The sequence below is a fragment of the Pseudomonas koreensis genome (assembly GCF_036668835.1).
GTDB lineage: Bacteria > Pseudomonadota > Gammaproteobacteria > Pseudomonadales > Pseudomonadaceae > Aquipseudomonas > Aquipseudomonas koreensis_I.
Window position 1 is genome coordinate 129438 of sequence record NZ_JAZEVW010000006.1, and the last position, 21229, is coordinate 150666.

General features: G+C 61.2%; 22 protein-coding genes and 1 tRNA gene. 15 read left to right on the forward strand and 8 right to left on the reverse strand.

Annotation, left to right across the window (positions count from 1 at the left end; translation table 11 throughout):
• The first annotated feature begins 39 nt into the window (after window positions 1–39).
• Window positions 40–249 (forward strand): hypothetical protein, encoded by a 210-nt coding sequence (locus V6F91_RS18670; RefSeq protein ID WP_332766955.1) that lies wholly within the window; start codon window positions 40–42, stop codon window positions 247–249.
• Between the two features lie 9 nt (window positions 250–258).
• On the opposite strand, the gene V6F91_RS18675 is transcribed toward V6F91_RS18670, so the two are convergent.
• Window positions 259–669 carry a cupin domain-containing protein gene (locus tag V6F91_RS18675; RefSeq protein WP_332766957.1) on the reverse strand — a complete coding sequence of 137 codons (411 nt, stop codon included), beginning with the start codon at window positions 667–669 and terminating at the stop codon, window positions 259–261.
• A 120-nt stretch (window positions 670–789) separates the two neighbouring features.
• Complete coding sequence (locus V6F91_RS18680) at window positions 790–1689, reverse strand: transcriptional regulator GcvA (protein ID WP_332766959.1); 900 nt, start codon at window positions 1687–1689, stop codon at window positions 790–792.
• 109 nt (window positions 1690–1798) lie between these two features.
• On the opposite strand from V6F91_RS18680, the gene gstA reads away from it, so the two are divergent.
• The 3 genes from gstA to V6F91_RS18695 all read left to right on the forward strand — a co-directional run bounded on the left by gstA (window position 1799) and on the right by V6F91_RS18695 (window position 5094).
• Window positions 1799–2410, forward strand: a complete 612-nt coding sequence (gene gstA / locus V6F91_RS18685) for a glutathione transferase GstA (protein ID WP_332766961.1) — start codon at window positions 1799–1801, stop codon at window positions 2408–2410.
• Between the two features lie 86 nt (window positions 2411–2496).
• A complete protein-coding gene (locus V6F91_RS18690) occupies window positions 2497–2877 on the forward strand; it encodes a RidA family protein (protein ID WP_332766963.1) in 381 nt (126 codons plus the stop codon).
• Between the two features lie 228 nt (window positions 2878–3105).
• Window positions 3106–5094 carry a peptidase U32 family protein gene (locus V6F91_RS18695; RefSeq protein ID WP_208940916.1) on the forward strand — a complete coding sequence of 663 codons (1989 nt, stop codon included), beginning with the start codon at window positions 3106–3108 and terminating at the stop codon, window positions 5092–5094.
• Window positions 5095–5207: 113 nt separating this feature from the next.
• On the opposite strand, the gene V6F91_RS18700 is transcribed toward V6F91_RS18695, so the two are convergent.
• Window positions 5208–5282, reverse strand: a tRNA-Gln gene (locus V6F91_RS18700).
• Between the two features lie 317 nt (window positions 5283–5599).
• On the opposite strand from V6F91_RS18700, the gene V6F91_RS18705 reads away from it, so the two are divergent.
• Window positions 5600–6628: an alpha/beta hydrolase gene (locus V6F91_RS18705; protein ID WP_332766965.1), complete on the forward strand. Its 1029-nt coding sequence runs from the start codon at window positions 5600–5602 to the stop codon at window positions 6626–6628.
• A 782-nt stretch (window positions 6629–7410) separates the two neighbouring features.
• Complete coding sequence (locus tag V6F91_RS18710; RefSeq protein ID WP_332766967.1) at window positions 7411–7932, forward strand: hypothetical protein; 522 nt, start codon at window positions 7411–7413, stop codon at window positions 7930–7932.
• A gap of 250 nt (window positions 7933–8182) precedes the next feature.
• On the opposite strand, the gene V6F91_RS18715 is transcribed toward V6F91_RS18710, so the two are convergent.
• Entirely contained in the window at window positions 8183–9193 is a 1011-nt protein-coding gene (locus V6F91_RS18715) for a GlxA family transcriptional regulator (protein WP_332766969.1), read from the reverse strand.
• Between the two features lie 71 nt (window positions 9194–9264).
• On the reverse strand, window positions 9265–10170 hold the full coding sequence (locus V6F91_RS18720; protein WP_332766971.1) for a LysR family transcriptional regulator: 906 nt from the start codon (window positions 10168–10170) through the stop codon (window positions 9265–9267).
• A gap of 114 nt (window positions 10171–10284) precedes the next feature.
• Between V6F91_RS18720 and V6F91_RS18725 the strand changes: the two genes are divergently transcribed.
• The 7 genes from V6F91_RS18725 (at window position 10285) to V6F91_RS18755 (ending at window position 16361) form a co-directional block, all read left to right on the forward strand.
• Entirely contained in the window at window positions 10285–10686 is a 402-nt protein-coding gene (locus V6F91_RS18725; RefSeq protein ID WP_332766973.1) for a RidA family protein, read from the forward strand.
• A gap of 226 nt (window positions 10687–10912) precedes the next feature.
• On the forward strand, window positions 10913–11776 hold the full coding sequence (locus V6F91_RS18730; protein WP_332766975.1) for a putative selenate ABC transporter substrate-binding protein: 864 nt from the start codon (window positions 10913–10915) through the stop codon (window positions 11774–11776).
• Window positions 11773–12570: a phosphonate ABC transporter ATP-binding protein gene (locus tag V6F91_RS18735; protein WP_332766977.1), complete on the forward strand. Its 798-nt coding sequence runs from the start codon at window positions 11773–11775 to the stop codon at window positions 12568–12570. Before V6F91_RS18730 ends, V6F91_RS18735 begins: the two co-directional genes overlap by 4 nt.
• Entirely contained in the window at window positions 12564–13388 is an 825-nt protein-coding gene (locus V6F91_RS18740; protein WP_203421823.1) for a PhnE/PtxC family ABC transporter permease, read from the forward strand. Before V6F91_RS18735 ends, V6F91_RS18740 begins: the two co-directional genes overlap by 7 nt.
• Window positions 13385–14152, forward strand: coding sequence for a phosphonate ABC transporter, permease protein PhnE (gene phnE / locus V6F91_RS18745; protein WP_332766980.1), 768 nt, complete (start codon window positions 13385–13387; stop codon window positions 14150–14152). Before V6F91_RS18740 ends, phnE begins: the two co-directional genes overlap by 4 nt.
• A 189-nt stretch (window positions 14153–14341) precedes the next feature.
• Window positions 14342–16021, forward strand: coding sequence for an MFS transporter (locus tag V6F91_RS18750; protein WP_332766982.1), 1680 nt, complete (start codon window positions 14342–14344; stop codon window positions 16019–16021).
• Window positions 16022–16139: 118 nt separating this feature from the next.
• The gene (locus tag V6F91_RS18755) at window positions 16140–16361 is read left to right on the forward strand and encodes a hypothetical protein (protein WP_332766984.1); all 222 of its coding nucleotides are present in this window, start codon (window positions 16140–16142) and stop codon (window positions 16359–16361) included.
• Window positions 16362–16591: 230 nt separating this feature from the next.
• Here V6F91_RS18755 and V6F91_RS18760 read toward each other — a convergent pair whose 3' ends face one another.
• Together V6F91_RS18760 and V6F91_RS18765 are read right to left on the reverse strand one after the other, a co-directional pair.
• The gene (locus V6F91_RS18760; RefSeq protein ID WP_332766986.1) at window positions 16592–17329 is read right to left on the reverse strand and encodes a DUF72 domain-containing protein; all 738 of its coding nucleotides are present in this window, start codon (window positions 17327–17329) and stop codon (window positions 16592–16594) included.
• Window positions 17326–19113: a thiamine pyrophosphate-requiring protein gene (locus V6F91_RS18765; protein WP_332766988.1), complete on the reverse strand. Its 1788-nt coding sequence runs from the start codon at window positions 19111–19113 to the stop codon at window positions 17326–17328. The genes V6F91_RS18760 and V6F91_RS18765 overlap by 4 nt, the downstream gene beginning before the upstream one ends.
• Window positions 19114–19351: 238 nt before the next feature.
• Here V6F91_RS18765 and V6F91_RS18770 point away from each other — a divergent pair, with 238 nt between their 5' ends.
• On the forward strand, window positions 19352–19855 hold the full coding sequence (locus tag V6F91_RS18770) for a cupin (protein ID WP_332766991.1): 504 nt from the start codon (window positions 19352–19354) through the stop codon (window positions 19853–19855).
• Between the two features lie 3 nt (window positions 19856–19858).
• On the opposite strand, the gene V6F91_RS18775 is transcribed toward V6F91_RS18770, so the two are convergent.
• A complete protein-coding gene (locus V6F91_RS18775) occupies window positions 19859–20128 on the reverse strand; it encodes a DUF2798 domain-containing protein (RefSeq protein ID WP_332766993.1) in 270 nt (89 codons plus the stop codon).
• A gap of 126 nt (window positions 20129–20254) precedes the next feature.
• Between V6F91_RS18775 and V6F91_RS18780 the strand changes: the two genes are divergently transcribed.
• Entirely contained in the window at window positions 20255–21187 is a 933-nt protein-coding gene (locus tag V6F91_RS18780; RefSeq protein WP_332766995.1) for a LysR family transcriptional regulator, read from the forward strand.
• The last annotated feature ends 42 nt before the right edge of the window (window positions 21188–21229 follow it).

Genomic DNA, 21229 nt, shown 5'->3' on the forward strand with positions numbered 1-21229 from the left:
AGCGCGACACGATTGAGCCATTTTTGCAGGATGTTGTGAATGCCAAAAAATCTACCCACCCCTAACGAGCCGGCCAGCGCCGCCGACATCGAGCGCTCGATCCAGGCTTTGAACCGGCTGGCCGAGCGCCTCTGGGGCGAAGATCGTGTCGCCGAGGCCAAAGCCCTGCTCGATGCGCTCGATGCGTTGAACCGTGCGCTCGATCGCATCCGCATCGGCGAAAGTCGCCGGGCGGCGACTCTGCATTGAGGCAGTGGCTTACGGCTTGAGGATCAACACCGGCTCGCCTTTCTTGAGGATGTAGGTCGCCAGCTCCGAGGCCTTCTCGCTGCCGACGTTTTTCGCGACATGCGCCACGCCTTCCGGAATGAACAGAGAATCCCCGGCCTTCAGCGTCACCGGCGCCCTGCCCTCCAGTTGATATTCGAATGTGCCGCTGATCACGTAAGCGACTTCGACGCCCGGATGTGCATGGCGCGGCGAGGTCACGCCCGGCTCGAAATCAACCCGTGCCTGAACCACTTCGCGGTCGGCAGCACCGAGATCCTGCTTGACCAGATCGGTGCGGCTCAAGCCTTGCTGCCAGCTCTTGGCCGGGGCATCTGCCGCGTGGGCGATGCCGATCATCGAAGCGAAAATGGCGCTGGCGAGTAACAGTGAACGTTTCATATGTAGCCCTCTGAATCAGTGATGTGGTGAGGGCTACTGTGCGGGTTGCATGTAGGGCGGATGTGTCGAAAGCCCTGAGTTTGTTGTTCAGCTGTGTACTGCGGGCGATCTGATACACGCTTATACAAAGGTGTCAGTGGTTTTCGGTAAAGCCAACAGCCAGGACCTGAACGCAGCGACTTTCTCCGCCTGCGCCGTCTCAAAAGGCGCGACCAGATAAAAGCCCAACGCGTCCTGCAAGCGCAGTGGAAAAGGAATCACCAGGCGCCCGGCGCGCAGATCGTCTGCGACATACGTCGAACGACCGATACACACGCCCTGCCCGTCGACCGCCGCCTGCACGGCCATCAGCGCCAGATCGAATGTCAGGCGCGCGCCCTCCGCCAGTTGCGGCGTCTGGCCGACAGCGCTTAGCCAGGTCGCCCAGTCTCCGGTCGTCACGCCGCTGACTTGCAGCAACGTGTGATCCGCCAGGTCCGCCGGCGAATTCAAGGTCTTGGCCAATGCGGGACTGCACACCGGAAAGATTTCATCGGACATCAGGAAGTCAGCCTGCAAGCCCTGCCAGTCGCCGTGCCCGTAACGAATCGCCGCGTCGATGCCGCCGCTGCGAAAATCCACCCAATCGGTCGAAGCACTGATGCGTACATCGATAGCGGGAAAGGCCTGCTGAAACGCAGGCAGTCGTGGCAACAACCATTTCGACGCGACCGACACCAGTGTGCTGAGGGTCAATACGTTTTTGTTGTCGGACGCCAGCAGCTGCTCGGTCGCAAAGCGCAAATCCTGAAACGCCGAGCGCACGCCCGGCAAGTAGGCCTGCCCGACCTCGCTCAGCGCCAAGCCGTCGTTGCGCCGCAAAAACAGCGGCTTGCCCAGTTCCGCCTCGAGTCGGCGGATCTGATGGCTGACGGCAGTCTGGCTGACGTTCAGTTCTTCAGCAGCCTTGGTGAAACTCATGTGCCGGGCAACGGTTTCGAAGGCGCGCAAACCATTGAGTGAGGGAAGTCTGACGGTCATGGAGTTGTGCTGGCTCATGAGATTTTGTCATACGCTAGCACTGCAAATGACCTTTGCCATAGCGCTTGCCGCGACGGATTCTGGCGGCCTCGCTTAACAAGGAGTTGCCATGAAACTGTATTTCGCCCCGATGACCTGCTCGCTCTCGCCACATATTGTTCTGCGCGAGTTGAGTTTGCCTTTCGAACTGGTCCGCGTGAACAACCAGAGCAAGCGCACCGCCGACGGCCACGACTTTCGCAAGATCAACCCCAAGGGTTACGTCGCCGCGTTGATGCTCGATAACGGCGAAGTGCTGACCGAAGGACCGGCGATCCTGCAGTTTCTTGTCGATCAAGTGCCGGGCAATTCGCTCGCGCCGGCGGCTGGCACGTGGGAGCGCGCACGCTTGCAGGAACACTTGAATTTCATCAGTTCGGAGATTCACGGTGGCAGTGCGCCGTTGTTCAACGCGGATATTCCTGAGCCGGTCAAAGCGATATTCCGGCAAAAGCTGTTCAAGCGCCTCGACTTTCTCAATCGCCAACTGACGGATCAGGATTATCTGATGGGTTATTTTGGCGTCGCGGACGCTTACCTGTTTACCGTGCTGAAGTGGTTGCCGACGTTCAATATCGCTATCGAGGACTGGCCGGCGTTGGCTGCCTATATGCAGCGCATTGGCGCTCGGCCCAGCGTGCAATCGGCGCTCGTCGCAGAAGCCGCGACGTTGCCGGTTTGAGCGTACGCGGCGTGATCGGAGCGGGCCTTGTCGGCGTCGAGTCTGTAAACTGCCGCGATCTTCACTCGCTCAGACAAGAGATTCCCATGGCTAACCAAGACATCACCTTCACCCCCGATCCGGACGCTGATTCGATTTCTTCCGACGTGGCGACGTTCGGCGCAATCATGGTTTCCACCCAGATCCCGACCCGCGCCGACGGCAGCCTGGAGCTGGGCGATATTACTGCGCAGAGCGAATGCACCCTGCAAGCGCTGAAAGTCGCGCTGGAACGTGCCGGCAGTTCGATGGATCGAGTCATGCACTTGACCATCTATCTCACCGACATGGCCGATCGCGCGGCATTCAACGAGGCGTATCAGCGCTTCTTCGCCAAGCCGTGGCCGGTGCGTGCGGCAGTGGGCGTGGCGGCGCTGGCGGTTGAGGGGATGCGCGTGGAAGTGACGGCGATGGCGGCCAAGGCCTGACCTGACCTCTGCAACACCCTACAACCCCGCGGGAGCCAGCCTGCTGGCGATAGCGCCCTGGCATTCAACATTTGTGTTGGCTGAACCACCGCTTTCGCGAGCAAGCTCGCTCCCACAGGGGTTTGGGTGATTCCTTGAGTTCTGTGCCATCGGGCAGCGCAGGCGTGCCGGCCGCGCGTTTCGCGGGTAGAATGCGCGCCTAACCGTGACAGCCTGACTAAAAAAACTATGTCCTTGCCCAAGCATCATCTGGAATTGCTCAGCCCTGCCCGCGACGTGGCCATCGCCCGTGAAGCGATCCTGCACGGTGCTGATGCCGTGTACATCGGCGGCCCGAGCTTCGGCGCGCGCCACAACGCGTGCAACGAAGTCAGCGAAATCGCCGAGCTGGTGGAATTCGCCCGCCGCTACCATGCGCGCATTTTCACCACCATCAACACCATCCTGCACGACAACGAACTGGAGCCGGCCCGCAAGCTGATCCATCAGTTGTACGACGCCGGCGTCGACGCGCTGATCGTTCAGGACCTGGGCGTGATGGAGCTGGACATTCCGCCGATCGAGCTGCACGCCTCGACCCAGACCGACATCCGCACCCTGGAGCGGGCGAAGTTTCTTGATCAGGCCGGGTTCTCGCAGCTGGTACTGGCGCGCGAGCTGAACCTGCAGGAAATCCGCGCCATCGCCGACGAGACCGACGCTGCCATCGAATTCTTTATTCACGGCGCGTTGTGCGTGGCTTTCTCCGGCCAGTGCAACATTTCCCACGCGCAGACCGGGCGCAGTGCCAACCGTGGCGACTGCTCGCAAGCCTGCCGTCTGCCGTACACCCTGAAAGATGAAAAGGGTGGCGTGATCGCCTACGAAAAACACCTGCTGTCGATGAAGGACAACAACCAGAGCGCCAACATCCGCGCACTGGTCGAAGCCGGTGTGCGCTCGTTCAAGATCGAAGGCCGCTACAAGGACATGGGCTATGTGAAGAACATCACCGCCTATTACCGCCAGCGCCTCGACGACGTATTGGAAGATCGCCCGGACCTGGCCCGCGCGTCCAGCGGCCGCACCGCGCACTTCTTCCTGCCCGATCCGGAAAAAACCTTCCACCGTGGCAGCACCGATTATTTTGTCACCGATCGCAAGATCGATATCGGCGCCTTCGACTCGCCGACCTTCACCGGCCTGCCGGTCGGTACGGTCGAAAAAGTCGGCAAGCGCGACATGCAGGTGGTGACCCACGAGCCGCTGTCCAACGGTGACGGCCTCAACGTGCTGGTCAAACGCGAAGTGGTCGGTTTTCGCGCCAACATCGCCGAAGCCAAGGGCGAGTTCGAAGAGGACGGCGAGAAGCGCTACCGCTACCGCGTCGAGCCGAACGAAATGCCTGAAGGCCTGTTCAAGCTGCGCCCGAACCACCCGTTGAACCGCAACCTCGACCACAACTGGCAACAGGCGCTGCAAAAGACTTCGTCGGAACGTCGCGTGGCCCTGAGCTGGCTGGCGCGCTTGCGCGAGGAACAGCTGGAAATCACTGCCACCAGCGAAGAAGGCATCAGCGCCAGCGTCACCCTGCCCGGTCCGTTCGGCGTGGCCAACAAACCTGAGCAAGCGCTGGAACAGTTGCGCGACCTGCTCGGTCAGCTCGGCACCACCCAGTACCACGCCACCGACGTCAAGCTCGATGCGCCGCAGGCGTTCTTCATCCCCAACTCGCAGCTCAAAGCCCTGCGCCGTGAAGTGATCGAAGCCCTGACCGCCGCCCGCGTCGCTGCGCATCCGCGTGGCAGCCGCAAGGCCGAAACCAGCCCGCCGCCGGTGTATCCGGATTCGCACCTGACCTTCCTCGCCAACGTCTACAACCAGAAGGCGCGCGACTTCTATCACCGTCACGGCGTGAAGCTGATCGACGCGGCGTACGAAGCCCACGAAGAGCCGGGCGAAGTGCCGGTGATGATCACCAAACACTGCCTGCGCTTCTCCTTCAACCTGTGCCCGAAACAGGCCAAAGGCGTGACCGGCGTGCGCACCAAAGTCGCGCCGATGCAGTTGATCCACGGCGATGAAGTGCTGACGCTGAAGTTCGATTGCAAGCCGTGCGAGATGCACATCATCGGCAAGATGAAGGGCCACATCCTCAACCTGCCGCAACCGGGCAGCGTGGTCGGCCACATCAGCCCTGAAGACCTGATGAAAACCATCCCGCGCGCACCGCACTGAGTCCCTGGCCTGCGCGGTGCTTCGGCGCCGCGCACGCCAGCCTTGCTGTGCCTTGCCAAATCGCAGGCATAAAAAAACGCCAACTTCTCGCGAAGTTGGCGCTTTTTCGAATATGGCAGGGGCGGCTGGATTCGAACCAACGCATGGCAGGATCAAAACCTGCTGCCTTACCGCTTGGCGACGCCCCTACTGCTCTTTCCAGCGGCCCGTTGGGTTCGCTGTGAGAACGGGGCGCAATTTACCAACATTGTTCGGCTTTGGGAAGCCCGACGTGAAATATTTTTTGTTTTAAAACAGCGACTTAATTTTTTCATCGGCAAACAGCCCGGCGCCGGGCACATTGAGCCACCGTGTATCACACTGTATACGTGCCCAACGACGATACATCGCCTTGCAACAAGGCCCCGTTCCGACACAGCCCAGATACGTCCATCCGTTCAAATGCACTCACGGTTTCAAGGACTCACCCAGCGCCTTGACCCCACCCTGCACAGGAGACGTCCCCATGAAAAAGGCACTGCACCTCGGTAAAACCGCATTCGGCTTGTCGATCCTGGCGCTGTCGCTGCTCGGCACCGTTGCCAGCGTTCAGGCGCAAACCGCCAAACCGGCTGCGGTCAGCTATTCCGCGCCCTCACCTTTCGGCCCGCTGAAACATGTGAAGGCCGGCGTGCTCGAAGTCGCTTATGCGGAAACCGGCCCGGCCAACGGCCCGGTGGTGATCCTGTTGCACGGCTGGCCCTACGACATTCACAGCTACGACGATGTCGCGCCGCTGCTGGCCGCCAAGGGTTACCGAGTGTTGATGCCCTATGCACGAGGTTACGGCGATACGCAGTTCCTTTCCAAAGACACCCTGCGCAACGGCCAACCGGCGGCGCTGGCCAGTGACGTCATCGACTTCATGGACGCACTGAAGATCAAGCAAGCGGTATTGGGCGGTTACGACTGGGGCGCGCGCTCAGCGGACATCGTCGCGGCGCTGTGGCCGGAACGCGTCAAGGCGCTGGTGGCGGTCAGTGGCTACCTGATCGGCAACCAGGCCGCCGGGCAAAACCCGCTGCCGCCGAAAGCCGAGTTGCAGTGGTGGTATCAGTTCTACTTTGCCACCGAGCGCGGTCGCGCCGGGTATGCGAAGAACACCCATGATTTCGCCAAACTGATCTGGCAGACCGCCTCACCGCAATGGAAATTCGACGACGCGACGTTCGATCGCAGCGCCAAGGCCTTGCAGAACCCGGATCACGTCGAAATCACCGTGTTCAACTACCGCTGGCGCCTGGGCCTGGTGCAGGGCGAAGCGCAATACGCAGCGCTGGAACAGAAACTTGCCACCGCGCCGTCGATCAGCGTGCCGACCATCACCCTCGAAGGCGACGCCAACGGCGCACCGCATCCGGCACCAGAGGATTATGCCAAGCGCTTCACCGGCAAATACCAGTTCCGCTTGATCAGTGGCGGCATCGGGCACAACTTGCCGCAGGAAGATCCGAAGGCGTTTGCGCAGGCTGTCATCGATGCCGATCATCTGTAGAAACACAAAAGCAGTCAGCCGCAACGGCTGACTGCCTGGATTGTATAAAGGTGGGATTGAGGCTTGAGAGATTGCATTCTTTGCTTGAACGGACGTTATCGCGAGCAGGCTCACTCCTACATTTGAAATGCGTTCCCCTGTAGGAGTGAGCCTGCTCGCGAAGGCGCCCGCTCAGACACTGTCAAGCCCGACTAACGTTCGCAATTACTCGGTTGGCACCACAAGATCCAACGCTTTGTTCACCGCAAGCTCACCCAACGAACATAGCTAATTACAAAAATAGGGCTGCGACCGGTCTCTACTAAAAGAAGGGTGGCAGCTGTGCGCAGGTTAGTAGACCGGTGGAATTAGCAAAACCGGCGCGCCCGAGAGCGCCCTGCGCGCAACCGCCATTAAGTGCAGGAATAGACATACCTGACTGATGGAGCTCATACGCTTGCTAATACCAAACGGGCTACTAAACCCGACCACTGATGGGCAGTGGCAGGTCAACGATAGAGTCCGGGGCTAAAGCGCACAAGCCGGCGGATTCTGGCGTACGCGTAGGCAACGGCGCAAGGAGTTGTAGCCGCTATGGCGTAACAACCGGTGTAACTTAAACGGGTGTGCGCAGGAATGTTTAAGCACCGCAAACGCCCTGTTTGGCTCACGATTGACCGGGACGGCACTGCGTCTAGTTGTACCGCCGCAAGTTGCCGTTCCGTCTGTCGCAGAACTTGAACTAGATCGGGCCGATTGCGTCTGAGTACATGCGGTATTACCCGCCCCTTACGGACACTATCATGCTGTTAAAAAACAAGAGTCTCGTTGCTGTCATGTCCTGCGCCATGATGCTCGCAGCCGCCCCGCTCCTCCCTGCTGATCTCTCGATCATGAACGCTGCCTATGCGAAGGACGGCGGTGGCGGTGGCGGTGGCGGCGGCGGCGGCGGCGGCGGTAACGGCGGCGGCGGTAACGGCGGCGGCGGTGGAAATGGTGGTAGCAACGGCGGTGGCCATGGCGGCGGTATCGGCGGTGGCCGCAGCGGTTCCGATCACGGCGGCGCCAACAGCAACGGTCGCGGCAACGGACTCAGCAGCGATCATGCCGGCAAGGCTGTTCGCGACCGTGGCGAAAGCGGTAACCACTATGGCAACGATCGCAACGGTGAGACGGGCCATGGCTCTACCACGTCAGGCATCGCCAACTCCAGAGATACCCGCGGCGTGGCCAAAGCCGCTGCGATCTCGGCCTCGACGCCTGGGGATCACAATGCGAAAGGCTTGAGCAACGCTGCAACGCCGAATGCCAAGAAATCGCGCTGATCGGTTATGGATCAAGCTTGAATAAAAAAGGGCGCCTGATGAGGCGCCCTTTTTTTGCGTTTGGTTTTTGCGTTGAGGGCGTTATTGGATGTCTTGGCTGGGGTAGCTGTTACTGGGCGCTTTGCGGAGCATCAGCGAGAGAGCCCTCACCCTAGCCCTCTCCCAGAGGGAGAGGGAACTGATCGGGGTGTTTGGGAGAGATACGCCGACTTGCAATACCGAGGTGAACTCAGGTTGGTGGAGGCTTAGGTTATTTGACCAAGCGCTTCTCTTTGGAAGGCCGATACCCGAAATAGGCGCTGTAACACTTGCTGAAATGACTCGGCGAGACGAAGCCACAGGCTACCAGCACTTCCACCTGTGACAGCTCGGTGTGTTGCAGCAGGCGGCGAGCTTCGGTGATGCGCAGTTCCAGGTAGTAACGCTGCGGTGTGGTGCCGAGTTGTTCCTTGAACAGGCGCTCCAGTTGCCGGCGAGAACGTCCGGCGTACACCGCCAGTTGCTCCAGCTCCAGCGGTTCTTCCAGGTTGGCGTCCATCAGCTTGACCACCTCACGCAACGGCGCGCTGACGCAGAGGTTTTCGTCCGGTTTGATCCGCCGGTAGCGCGATTCCTCGAACGCGAGAATGTCCTCGACACCCTCGACCAGCGCCTTGCCGTGCAGGCTCTTGATCCAGTCCAGCGCCATATGGAAAGCCCCCGACGGGCTCGACGCGGTGAGGCGGTCGCGATCGATCACATAAGGTTCGCTGCTGACGTGCGTGGCCTTGGCGATTTCGGTCAGCGCCGGGCGATGTTCCGGGTGAATCGCGCAGCGGTAGCCATCAAGCAGCCCGGCACGGCCGAGGAACCACGAACCGTTCCACAACCCGGCCAGGCTGATGCCCCGCTCCGCTGCCAACCTGAGCAGATGCACAAACCCATCGCTCGCGCGCAGCTCGGTGCGATAACCGCCACAGACCACCAGCAGATCCAGTTCTTCGAGCGCGGCTGCGTCAAGGCGCGCATCGGGACGAATCACCAGCCCCAGATCGCTGATGACCTCGCCCTCGCCTAGCCCGAAGGTGCGCGAGGTGAACAACCCCGGGCGCAACAGATTGGTGGTCACCACGGCGTCCAGCGTCTGCGTGAAGGCCGGCAGCGAAAAGTGTTCGAGCAGCAGAAAACCGGTGCGCGTCAGCGGCGCGCTATCGCTTTGCTCATTCAGATAGCGGAGGTTTTTGCCCTTCATGCCTCCGCTGAATTGGCGTCGTTCGGTCAAGTTTCAGTCCATCGGTCATGTTGTTGTGGGCCGATAGTTGGCCGGAACCGGTGAAGAGTCAATCGGGCTGTTCACGTTGACGTATTGCCGACAACCTCGACCACCCAATCAATGAACACGCGCAACTTCAGGCTGACATGCCGGTTGGGCGGATACGCCACGTACAGCGGCATCGATTCGAGCTGCCAGTCTTCGAACAGCGGCACCAGTTCGCCGCGCGCTTCGTGGGCGGCGGACATGTATTTGGGCAACCACAACACACCCATCCCGGCCAAGCCCGCGGCGAGATAGGCGTTGCCATCGTCAACCGCCAGGACGTGGCGTCCTCTGATTTGCAGACGTTCCTGGACGTTGTGCAAGGCATACGGCACCGGTTTACCGGTGCGCGCCCAAAGAAACCCGACCACCTGGTGGTGCGAGTCTTCCAGATCTCGAGGATGCACTGGCGTGCCTTCACGGGCCAGATAGGCCGGTGCAGCAAATACCCCCAGCTGTAAATCGGCCAACTTGCGCGCCCTCAACGACAGATCCAGCAGTTCACCACCGCGCACCACGCAATCAACGTTCTCATCGATGATGTCGACGATGCGGTCGCTGACGCCCATATCGATCTGAATATCCGGGTAGCGTGCATGGAACTCGGGCAGCGCCGGCACCAGGATATGTCGCGCGAACGGGCTCGGCACATCAATACGCAATCGCCCCGACGGCACCGCCGCAACGCCTGGCAGGCTGGTTTCAGCGTCGTCCAGTTCGGCTAGAAGCTTGACCACTCGCAGGTAATAAGCGGCGCCATCGGCGGTGACGTTGACCTTGCGTGTGGTGCGGTTGAGCAGTTTGACCCGCAAGCGCGCCTCCAGCTGTTGCACCAGCTGGGTCACGGTGGTCTTGCTCATGTGCAAGGTTTCTGCCGCTTTGGTGAAGCTCCCCGCCTCGACCACTCGGGCGAAGGCCTGCATTGCGTCAAAACGGTCCAAGGTGCGCGCCTCGATTGTTTGAGATTTACAAACAGTGAACGCCAAGCTTGCGCGTTTATCGGCCCGCTGCAAATACCTAAAGTGGCGACATCACCTACTGATGGAGACACCCTGATGACTCAACGCGACGTTGTTTTCCCGCCGACCCGCCGCACGCTCTACGAGCGCCATCGTTATTCACCGGCGATTCGCTCCAACGGTTTTCTGTTCGTCTCCGGGCAAGTCGGCAGCACCGAAGACGGCACGCCGGAACCGGATCTGAAAAATCAGGTGCGTCAGGCGTTTCACAATCTCAATGCGATCCTCGATGAGGCCGGTGCCAGCTTCGAGGATGTGGTCGACGTGACGATATTCATCGTCGACCCGCAGTCGAAATTCGAGACGATCTGGAATGTCGTCCTGAGCGAATTCTGGGGCGATGCACCGCATCCGACGGTGACGGCGGTGGGTGTGACCTGGCTGTATGGGTTCGATTTCGAGATCAAGGTGATCGCCCGGTTGCCGGACGCTGCCTGACGACTGAACAGTTCGGTCCGGCGGCTGAAACAACCCGGACATGGCCGACCGGTTGCCAAGGCCAGCCATGTCTGGTTGCATAGCCATCCTCAATTTCAGGCCAGCGCCTACCCAAGGCGCTGGCCTTTGTGCGTGTGAATACGTATAACCTCGCCGACTCGTCTACCCTGAGTCTGCGTCACGCCGCGACTTCAGCCCTTTGGACGCTTACGAAACGGAGAATTTCATGCTCAAACGAACCCTGGCACTCACCGCCGGCCTGGCCCTGTGTGTTTCTGCGCTGATGGCGCAGGCCGCTGATGTGTTGCGCGTCAGTGCGATTCCGGACGAAGCGCCGACCGAACTGCTGCGCAAGTTCGAACCGCTGGGCGCGTACCTGGAACAACAATTGAGCATGAAGGTGCAGTTCGTGCCGGTGGCCGATTATCCGGCCGTGGTCGAAGCGCTCGCCACCGATCGCCTCGACATGGCCTGGCTGGGCGGCTTCACTTTTGTTCAGGCGCGCCTGAAGACCGACGCGACGACGCCGGTGATTCCGCTGGTACAGCGTGAGCAGGACGCACAGTTCACCAGCAAATTCATCACGGCCGATCCGAACGTCAAAAGCCTCGCTGATCTTAAGGGCAAGACCTTCGCCTTCGGTTCGGTGTCGTCGACCTCCGGCAGCCTGATGCCGCGTTATTTCATGCTGAAAAACGACGGCATCAAGCCGGAAGCGTATTTCAGCCGTGTCGCCTATTCCGGTGCCCACGACGCAACTGTCGCCTGGGTGCAGGCCGGCAAGGTCGACGCCGGTGTGCTGAACGCCAGCGTCTGGCAGAAACTGGTGGATGCCGGCAAGGTCGACACCAACAAGGTCAAGGTCTTCGCCACCACGCCAACCTACTTCGATTACAACTGGACCGTGCGCGGCACCCTTGATCCATCACTCGCGGCGAAAATCAAGAAAGCTTTCCTTGATCTCGACCCGGCCAAACCTGAGCAGAAAAAGATCCTCGACCTGCAGGCCGCCAGCCGCTTCATCGACACCCAGCCTGAGAACTACAAGGGCATCGAGGAAGCCGCCCGCGCCGCCGAATTGTTGAAATGACCCTACGCCTCAACCGGGGCAGCCTGCGCCATGCCAATGGCGTCGATGCCCTTCGCTCTGTCGATTTACAGATTGGCGCGGGTGAACAGGTCGCGATCATCGGCCCGTCCGGCGCCGGCAAATCGAGCCTGCTCAACCTGCTGGCCACCGCATTGCGGCCCAGCAGCGGTGACATCGAAGTGCTCGGCGAACGCGCCTGGCATTTGTCTGCCCGTCAGCGCCAACGCCTGCGTGCGCGTATCGGCCTGGTGCACCAGGCGCCGCCACTGCCGCCGCGTCAGCGGGTGATCACGGCGGTACTGGCCGGCAAGCTCGGCCAGTGGAGTCTGGGCAAAAGCCTGTTGAATCTGTTGCATCCGCTGGATGTGGCCGGTGCACGTGCGGCGCTTGCACGGCTGGATCTGGGTGACAAGTTGTTCGCGCATTGCCAGCAATTGTCTGGCGGCCAGTTGCAGCGTGTCGGCATCGCCCGCGTGTTGTATCAGGCGCCAGAAGTGCTACTGGCCGACGAACCGGTGTCGGCGATGGACCCGGTGATGGCCGGGCATACCTTGTCGGTGCTGTCGCGCCATGCCCGCGAGCATCACGTCACCCTGGTGGCGAGCCTGCACGCGGTGGACCTGGCACTGTCGCACTTCCCGCGGATCATCGGTCTGCGTGACGGACAGATCCTGTTCGACAGCCCTTCGGCGGACGTCAGCCACGACATGCTCGACGCGCTGTACGCCAACGAAAAACTGCAATCGCCGACTGCGGCGGTGGCACCGCTGACTGTGCAGATCCCGCGATGCTGAAGGCCGATTCACGCGACCCGGCGGCATGGCCGAGATTGCTTCTGACGCTGTTGGCGATTGCCGTGCTGTGGCCTGGCATTCATTTGAGCGAACTGAATCTGGGCGTGTTGTTGCCCGACAGCCAGAACGAAATGGGCCGCTTTGTCGCGCAGTTCTGGCCGCCGGCGCATGACGCCGCTTTCATGCAGATTCTACTGACCGCGACCCTGCAAACCCTGGCAATTGCCACGGCCGGCATGGCCTTGGCGTTGCTGCTGGCGGTGCCGGCCAGCCTGCTCGCCAGCCGCGCGTTGTCGCTGTCGGCGGCGTCACGGGGCGGCGTGCCGAGTCGCTTGGGTCGGCTGCTGCGCTGGCCGGTGCGCGGCTTGCTGATTTTCCTGCGCAGCGTGCCGGAGATCGTCTGGGCGTTGCTGTTCGTGCGTGCGGTCGGCCTCGGTCCGGCGGCGGGTGTGCTGGCGATTGCCATCACTTACAGCGGCATGCTGGGCAAGGTGTACGCGGAGATTTTCGAGTCCACCGACCAACGCCCGGCCCACGCCTTGATGCAGGCCGGCAGCGGTCGACTGGCGGCGTTCGCCTACGGCACCCTGCCCAATGTCGCGGCGGAACTGCTGTCGTACAGCGTTTATCGCTGGGAATGCGCGATCCGCGCTTCCGTGGTGATGGGTTTTGTTGGCGCTGGAGGCTTGGGGCAGCAGATCGACTTGTCGATTCGCATGTTCGCCGGCGGCGAAGTGGCGAGCATGCTGCTGATGTTTCTGCTGCTGGTGCTGCTGGCCGACCAGTTCAGCCGTTTGCTGCGCTGGAGGCTGGCATGAATCGCTTGATCAATGTGCTGCTGATCGCCGCGATCGGCGTCGCGGTCGTTGCTTCGTTCAGCTATCTGGGGCTCAACCTCGGCGAACTGGGAAGCGCAGCCAGCCTCAAGCAAATGGGCGCTTATGTGCAGCGGTTTCTTAGCCCGGACCTGAGCGCGGATTATCTCAAAACCATCCTGCACGGCTCGCTGGAAACCCTGGCCATGTCGGCGCTCGGCACGTTGCTTGCCGCGGTGTTCGGCATCGTCCTGGCGCTGCCCGCCGCCGGGCGTTTCGGCTGGCCGCTGCAAAGCCTTTCGCGCCTGCTGCTCAACGGTTTGCGGGCGATTCCGGAACTGGTCTGGGCGGCGCTGATGGTGCTGGCGGCCGGCCTCGGCCCCAATGCCGGCACCCTCGCCCTCGCCTTGCACACCACCGGCGTGCTCGGTCGGCTGTTCGCCGAAGCGCTGGAGAACACCCCGCCGCAACCGGCCGAAGCGATCCGTTTGCAGGGCGGCAATCCGCTGCTCGCGTTCTGTTACGGCACCCTGCCGAACCTTGCACCGCAACTGCTTGCCTACATGCTGTATCGCTGGGAAAACAACATCCGCATGGCCAGCGTGCTGGGTTTTGTCGGCGCCGGCGGGCTGGGGCAGATGCTCTACGTCAGCCTCAGCCTGTTCCAGGAAGCTCAGGCCAGCACGGTGATTCTGGCGATGCTGGTGCTGGTGTTTCTGGTCGACTGGTTGAGTGCCTGGAGCCGCCAGCGTTGGGTCAAGGCCTAGCGTTTACAGGCAGCTCAGTGGATATCTGGCAAAAGCTGATTATGCTTGAGGAAACCTCGCCGCCCGGCGAGGCGGTCAGACTGTGCACGCGACACGCGGCAGTAAGGGCGATTTTTGCCACAAGGCCAGAGTGAACAAGCAGTAACGGGGGACTCCGGCCTACAACAATAAGCACAACGGAGAACACCCATGGCCTCAATCGACACAGCATCCACCGGCAGTCCACCGCGCAGCGGCGGTATCACCAAGGAAGAGCGCAAGGTTATCTTCGCCTCATCCCTGGGCACGGTTTTCGAGTGGTACGACTTTTACCTCTACGGCTCACTGGCGGCGATCATCGCCAAGCACTTCTTTGCCGGCGTCAACGAAACCACCGCATTCATCTTTGCCCTGCTCGCCTTTGCGGCGGGGTTTGCGGTGCGGCCGTTCGGCGCGATCGTGTTCGGCCGGCTCGGCGACATGATCGGGCGCAAACATACCTTTCTCATCACCATCGTGATCATGGGCGTGTCGACGGCGATCGTCGGCTTGTTGCCCAGTTACGCGACCATCGGCGTTGCCGCCCCGGTGATCCTGATCATCCTGCGTTTGCTCCAGGGGCTGGCGCTGGGTGGCGAGTATGGCGGCGCGGCGACTTACGTGGCCGAGCACGCGCCACGCAACAAGCGCGGTTTTTTCACTTCGTGGATTCAAACCACCGCCACGCTCGGGCTGTTTCTGTCGCTGCTGGTGATCCTCGCCTGCCGCACCGCGCTGGGCACGGAAGCGTTCGAAGCCTGGGGCTGGCGGATTCCGTTTCTGCTGTCGATCCTGCTGCTGATCGTCTCGGTGTACATCCGTCTGCAACTGAGCGAGTCGCCGGTGTTCCAGAAAATGAAGGCTGAGGGCAAGGCGTCGAAAGCACCGCTGACCGAATCCTTCGCTCGCTGGGACAACCTAAAAGTGGTGATCATGTCGCTGCTCGGCGGCACGGCCGGACAAGCGGTGGTCTGGTACACCGGGCAGTTCTACGCGTTGTTCTTCCTGTTGCAGACGTTGAAGATCGACGCGCAGACCGCCAACCTGCTAATCGCCGGTTCACTGATCATCGGCACACCGTTCTTCGTGATCTTCGGCAGCCTCTCCGACCGCATCGGGCGCAAGCCGATCGTCATGGCCGGCTGCATTCTGGCGGCGCTGACCTATTTCCCGATCTTTCACGCGCTGACCCAGTACGGCAACCCGGATGTGTTCGTTGCGCAGGAGAAAAACCCGGTCAAGGTGATCGCCAATCCCGACCAGTGCTCATTCCAGTTCGACCCGGTGGGCAAGGCGCGCTTCACCAGTTCCTGCGACCTGGCGAAGACGCTGCTGGCGAAACGTGCGATCCCCTATGAAAACGTCGAGGCGGAACCGGGCCTCGTCGCGCAAGTGCGCATCGGCGACAAAGTCATCGAAAGCTTCGAAGGCAGCGCCCTGCCCGCCGCCGACTTCAAGGCGCGCAACGACGCCTTCACCGCCAGTCTCGCCGCCGCGCTGAAGGAAGCCGGTTACTCGGAAAAAGCCGATCCGGCGAAGATCAACTACCCGATGGTGCTGCTATTGCTGACCATCCTGGTGATCTACGTGACCATGGTCTACGGGCCGATTGCGGCGTGGCTGGTCGAATTGTTCCCGACGCGCATCCGCTACACCTCGATGTCGCTGCCCTACCACATCGGCAACGGCTGGTTCGGCGGTTTCCTGCCGACGGTGGCCTTCGCGATGGTCGCGGCCACCGGGGATATCTATTACGGCCTGTGGTACCCGATTGTCATCGCCGTGATGACGGCGATACTCGGCACGTTCTTCCTGCCGGAAACCAAGGACCGCGACATTCTCAAGGACTGACCGACGACACGGCGCCCGCTGGCAATGAGCGGGCGCCATTCGCTATCAACCGGCTGAAAAAGATCGAACCCGCCGCTTTGTGATGCCTCCAATGGTTACACCAATGGAGGTCACCACCATGAACAGCAACCACAACGACAAAACTCCGAACGGCCCACCTACCGACACGTCCGGCAAACCGGTTGATGTGGTTGAGCGTGCGCTGGAGGATCGCGATCAAACCACCGAAGGCGTGGACAAGGTCATTACTCCGTCGTCGACCCGTGTGAAGGAGCAGGATGCCGAAGAGCTGCAGCGCAAGGTGGATGAGATCGAGCGCAAGGTGGCGGATGGTAATTGAGGTGGTTGGGTCCGTGTGAGTTGGAGTGTGCTCGGCGCTGAATGTTCTTCGGATTCGAGACCGCCTGCCCTCACCCTGGCCCTCTCCCGGAGGGAGAGGGAACTGATCGGGGGATATTCAGGCGTTGCGCTAGCCTGAACGGTTCGCTGTGAATCCATAATCGACTCGGTTTTTCAGATCGATGTATGGCAAAAGACACCGCGGTCAGTCCCCTCTCCCCCTGGAGAGGGCTAGGGTGAGGGCTGTCGCAGGCTCAGCGCATTTCCCAGAGCAGCCCCACCCGCCGTGTTATCAAAAATGCACCAGGTCTCGACACCCGACGCAATCTCCACCTGCAGCCTGCGCCTCAGCCCCTGCAGAAAATCCACCGAATAATCGCTGAAATAAATCCGCGGCGATCCATGCAACCGCCAATACCGCAGCCCCGCCCAGCCTCGCGGTTCGCTGTCCGTGCTGATGCGCGAAGGATCCACCGCTGCCTGAGCGATTCGATGAGTGACCAACATCGGCTCAGCCGAAACCCAGGTTTCATGTCGCGGCTCCAGCACCACCGCACCGTCAAAGCGCTCACGTAACGCACGAAAAAACCCGTCTGCCACAACCGCGTCAAACGTCAACGACGGCGGCAATTGCACCAGCAGACACCCCAATCGATCCCCCAACCCGCCGCACTGCGCTAGAAATTCGTCGAGCAACGTTTCGCAATCAAGCAAGCGTCGCTCACGGGTAATCTGTTTGGGCACTTTTACCGAAAAGCGAAAACCGTCCGCCACCGACTCAGCCCAGCGCTCATAGGTCTGGCGTCGATGCGGACGGTAGAACGAGCTGTTGATCTCAACTGCATTGAGCCGCGCCGCGTAGCGCTGCAAATGCGTGCCGACGGAGGGAAATTGCGGCCAATACTCACGACCCAGGCTCCAGCCGGCACAGCCAATCAACAGCTTCGCTGCACGCTCATCGCTGTTCATTTCTTGCCTGGCAACACCGCACCGAGGACTTGCTTGGCGGTTTGCACAATCACGCCGGCCTCGTCCGGGTCGCCTTTGAGCAGCGTGGTCGCGAACTTTTTCGCCTGCTCCAGCTTGATATGCGGCGGTAGCGGCGGCACGTTCGGGTCGGTCTTGAATTCGATCAGCACCGGCACATCCGAGGCCAGCGCCTGCTCCCACGCGGCGGCAACATCTTCTTCGCGCTCGACGTAAATACCCTTGAGCCCAATCGAAATGGCGAACAGGTGATACGGCACGTCGGGAATACTCTGCGAGGCTTCGAACTTCGGATCGCCCTCCATCACCCGCTGCTCCCAGGTCACCTGATTGAGGTCTTCGTTGTTGAACACCGCGCAGATCCATTTCGGGCTCGCCCACTGGCGCCAGTATTTGGCGACCGTGATCAGCTCGGCCATGTTGTTCATCTGCATCGCGCCATCGCCGACCAGCGCAATAACCGAACGCTCGGGGTAGGCGAACTTGGCGGCGATCGCATAGGGCACGGCGGCGCCCATAGAGGCGAGGCCGCCGGACAGCGAGCATTTCATGCCCCGGCGGGTTTTCAGATCGCGTGCGTACCAGTTGGCGCACGAGCCGGAATCGCTGGTGATGATCGCCTGTTCCGGCAAGCGTGGTGAAAGCTCATGGACCACACGTTGCGGGTTGATCGGATTGGCTTTGGCCATGGCACGCTTTTCCAGGGTTTTCTCCCAGGTGCCGCGCCAGCCTTCGATTTTCTTGCGCCATTTGCCCGCGTCTTTTTTCTCCAGCAGCGGCAACAGCGCGGCGAGGGTTTCCGCCGCATCGCCGACCAGGTTGACCTCCATCGGGTAACGCAGGCTGAGCATGTCGGGTTGCAGATCGATCTGCGCGCCACGGGCCTGGCCCTCTTTGGGCAGGAATTCCGAATAGGGGAAACCTGAACCGATCATCAGCAAGGTGTCGCACTCGCTCATCAGCTTGTAGCTCGGTTCGGTGCCGAGCAGGCCGATGCTGCCGGTGACCCACGGCAGCTCGTCGGGCAACACGGCTTTGCCAAGCAACGCCTTGGCCACCCCGGCGCCGAGTTTTTCGGCCACGGCAATCACCTCATCGGTCGCCTGCAACGCCCCGGCACCCACCAGAATGGCGACTTTCTCGCCGGCGTTGAGCACCTCGGCGGCGCGCTGCAGATCCGCCTCGTAAGGCAGCACTTTCGGCTTGCTGTAACCGACGCCTGAGTGCGCAGTGCCATGGGCTCTGGCCGGTGCTTCGTAGGGCAAGTCCTGTAAATCATTGGGCAGGATGATCGCGGTCACCCGCCGTTCACCGACGGCGGTGCGCACTGCGCGATCAAGCAGATGACGCACCTGCGCCGGCGCCGAAGCCTGTTGCACGAACGCGCCGGCGACGTCCTTGAACATCGACACCAGATCGAGCTCCTGCTGATAGTGACTGCCCAGCGCCGTGCGGGCCTGCTGACCGACGATGGCCAGCACCGGCATGTGGTCCATCCGCGCATCGTACAGACCGGTGATCAAGTGCGAAGCGCCGGGGCCGGACGTGGCGATGCATACGCCCAGCTCTCCGGTGAACTTGGCATGGGCCGAGGCCATGAACGCGGCCATTTCCTCGTGCCGCGCCTGGACGAATTCGATCTTGCCCTGCGCCCGACTCAGCGCACCGAACACGCCATTGATGCCGTCGCCCGGGTAGCCAAAAATGCGCGTCACGCCCCACTCACTGAGTCGCTCGACCAGAAAATCTCCCACTGTCATCGTCATCTTGATCCTCGCCTTTCACCGTTTACTGGGTGCATTTGCGACGCGGCACGCGCCGGCAGGTGTATGGGTCTGGACCATCGGCGGAACAGCGAAGTTTCGATGAATTGCACTGGCGAGCGATTCGCCAGCGAGACTGGATGACGCATCGAAGAGCCTTTTGTCAGCCACTCGACGAGTTTTTCTGAGGCGTTCGCCCTCCCCCGCGGTCGACTGCACAACGACCGCCGGAGGACGAACGATGACTGACGTAACTAGCTTTTTGCTCGAGCGTAACGACTGGGTACCGAACAATCCGCAATTGCCGGTGCTGGTGTATTCCAGCGCGATTGCCCTCGAAGGCAACGACCCGGCCGCGCTGTTCGAACAGACCTTTCGTGCCAACGGCTGGCCACCGCAGTTTCGCTACCACGTTTACGATTTCCACCACTATCACACCCAGGGCCATGAGGTGCTGGGAGTCGCCCAAGGTCATGCGCGGCTGATGCTCGGCGGGCCCGGTGGACGCGAGGTGCAAGTCAGTGCCGGTGATGTGTTGCTGCTGCCGGTCGGCACTGGCCATTGCAGCCTGGAATCCAGCCCCGACTTTCTCGTGGTCGGCGCGTATCCACCCGGGCAGCAAGGCGATATCTGCACTGAAGCGCCGAACGCCGAGCAACTCAAGCATCTCGCCAATGTGAAGTTTCCACAGCAGGATCCGGTGCAGGGCGAGCAAGGCGCGCTGTTGCAGCACTGGATCGGATAGCGCTCAGCGATGCGGGGGCACGGTCAGCGCGACGAGTCTGCTCACCACTGGCCGAACCACCAGGAGGCACAGAAAAGCCACCGGCATCGCCAGTTTGTAGGCGTGCAAGGCATTGCTCAGGTAATCGTTATCAATGCCGGCGTTCGCTGCGGTGATCACCAGCGACATGAGAAAGGCCATGATCGTCGCCATGTACAACGCGAACACATACGGCGTGGCTCGCGGCGAGAGCTTGCGGCGGCTGGAAGTGGCGGTTTCGGTGGCTTCACTCATAGGGCTTTTTTCCATAGGCATTGACAGGAGCCCGCACCTTAGCAACGCCGCAGGCACGCAACTAGACGGCTACCGGCAGGTACTTTATAAAGCAGAACTTACGAATCTCCGGTGCACTGCCCCCGAATGAATCTTCTAGCGGCGATTGCCAGTTTTATCAAAGTGGTGGAATCCGGCTCGATTGTCGGCGCCGCCAAATCGCTGGGGGTCAGCGCGGCGGCAGTGAGCCAGACGCTCAACCGTCTCGAAGCGCATCTGGGCGTGCGCCTGCTGCAACGCACCACCCGGAGCATGGCGCTGACTGAACACGGCGCGGTGTATTACGAAAAGGTCAGGCAGATTGCGACGGACCTGGAATCTGCGCAGAGTTCGATCTGCGGCGATCAGGAAGAACTCAAAGGACGTCTGGTCATCGCATCCACCGCCGCGTTCGGTCGGCACGTGCTCGCGGGCCTGATCGCCGGATTCGCTGCGCAACATCCAAACCTGCTGATCGAGCTGTCAACCACCGACGGCAAGATCAACCATATCCGGGATGGCATCGACCTGAGCCTGCGCATCCGCCCGCAACTCGAAGACGGCATTGTCGCGCGCAAGCTGGTCTCGCTGCCCTTCATTCTCTGCGCCGCGCCGGCTTATCTTGCGCGCGCCGGTTGGCCGCAAACGCCTGATGACCTGCAACATCACGCCTGCCTGGCCTTTCGTTACCCGCTGGACGGGCGCTTCTTGCGCTGGGGTTTTGTTCGCGACGGCCAGCGTTATGACGCGCCAATTCAGGCCAGCGCGATCAGCGACGATATCGACGCGCTGACGCAAATGGCCGTGCATGGCGCGGGCATCACCCGTCTGGCCGAGTTCGTCGCCGCGCCGTATCTGGCCAACGGCCAATTGCTGCCGTTGTTCGACAACCCGCACAGCGCAGTGACCGAACCCATGGATATCTACGCCTGCGTGCAGGAACGCGCGGCGATGACGCCCAAAGTCCGCGCATTCCTGGCGTACCTGACGCAGCAACTGGCCGCACGCTGGGAGATGGAAGAGTCAGCTGCCAGCAACTAACTCTGGCATGCGCCGGAAATTTTCCTTACGGTGATGGCCTAC

What these genes read in the sequence shown, in the direction of transcription:
- V6F91_RS18740 (WP_203421823.1), top strand. Translation starts at nt 12,564, where the DNA reads ATGCTGAAGGCCGATTCACGCGACCCGGCGGCATGGCCGAGATTGCTT.
- V6F91_RS18765 (WP_332766988.1), bottom strand. Translation starts at nt 19,113, where the DNA reads ATGACGATGACAGTGGGAGATTTTCTGGTCGAGCGACTCAGTGAGTGG.
- V6F91_RS18670 (WP_332766955.1), top strand. Translation starts at nt 40, where the DNA reads ATGCCAAAAAATCTACCCACCCCTAACGAGCCGGCCAGCGCCGCCGAC.
- V6F91_RS18725 (WP_332766973.1), top strand. Translation starts at nt 10,285, where the DNA reads ATGACTCAACGCGACGTTGTTTTCCCGCCGACCCGCCGCACGCTCTAC.
- V6F91_RS18675 (WP_332766957.1), bottom strand. Translation starts at nt 669, where the DNA reads ATGAAACGTTCACTGTTACTCGCCAGCGCCATTTTCGCTTCGATGATC.
- V6F91_RS18710 (WP_332766967.1), top strand. Translation starts at nt 7,411, where the DNA reads ATGCTGTTAAAAAACAAGAGTCTCGTTGCTGTCATGTCCTGCGCCATG.
- V6F91_RS18750 (WP_332766982.1), top strand. Translation starts at nt 14,342, where the DNA reads ATGGCCTCAATCGACACAGCATCCACCGGCAGTCCACCGCGCAGCGGC.
- V6F91_RS18735 (WP_332766977.1), top strand. Translation starts at nt 11,773, where the DNA reads ATGACCCTACGCCTCAACCGGGGCAGCCTGCGCCATGCCAATGGCGTC.
- V6F91_RS18770 (WP_332766991.1), top strand. Translation starts at nt 19,352, where the DNA reads ATGACTGACGTAACTAGCTTTTTGCTCGAGCGTAACGACTGGGTACCG.
- V6F91_RS18760 (WP_332766986.1), bottom strand. Translation starts at nt 17,329, where the DNA reads ATGAACAGCGATGAGCGTGCAGCGAAGCTGTTGATTGGCTGTGCCGGC.
- gstA (WP_332766961.1), top strand. Translation starts at nt 1,799, where the DNA reads ATGAAACTGTATTTCGCCCCGATGACCTGCTCGCTCTCGCCACATATT.
- V6F91_RS18780 (WP_332766995.1), top strand. Translation starts at nt 20,255, where the DNA reads ATGAATCTTCTAGCGGCGATTGCCAGTTTTATCAAAGTGGTGGAATCC.
- V6F91_RS18680 (WP_332766959.1), bottom strand. Translation starts at nt 1,689, where the DNA reads ATGACCGTCAGACTTCCCTCACTCAATGGTTTGCGCGCCTTCGAAACC.
- V6F91_RS18775 (WP_332766993.1), bottom strand. Translation starts at nt 20,128, where the DNA reads ATGAGTGAAGCCACCGAAACCGCCACTTCCAGCCGCCGCAAGCTCTCG.
- V6F91_RS18705 (WP_332766965.1), top strand. Translation starts at nt 5,600, where the DNA reads ATGAAAAAGGCACTGCACCTCGGTAAAACCGCATTCGGCTTGTCGATC.
- V6F91_RS18690 (WP_332766963.1), top strand. Translation starts at nt 2,497, where the DNA reads ATGGCTAACCAAGACATCACCTTCACCCCCGATCCGGACGCTGATTCG.
- V6F91_RS18755 (WP_332766984.1), top strand. Translation starts at nt 16,140, where the DNA reads ATGAACAGCAACCACAACGACAAAACTCCGAACGGCCCACCTACCGAC.
- V6F91_RS18730 (WP_332766975.1), top strand. Translation starts at nt 10,913, where the DNA reads ATGCTCAAACGAACCCTGGCACTCACCGCCGGCCTGGCCCTGTGTGTT.
- V6F91_RS18695 (WP_208940916.1), top strand. Translation starts at nt 3,106, where the DNA reads ATGTCCTTGCCCAAGCATCATCTGGAATTGCTCAGCCCTGCCCGCGAC.
- phnE (WP_332766980.1), top strand. Translation starts at nt 13,385, where the DNA reads ATGAATCGCTTGATCAATGTGCTGCTGATCGCCGCGATCGGCGTCGCG.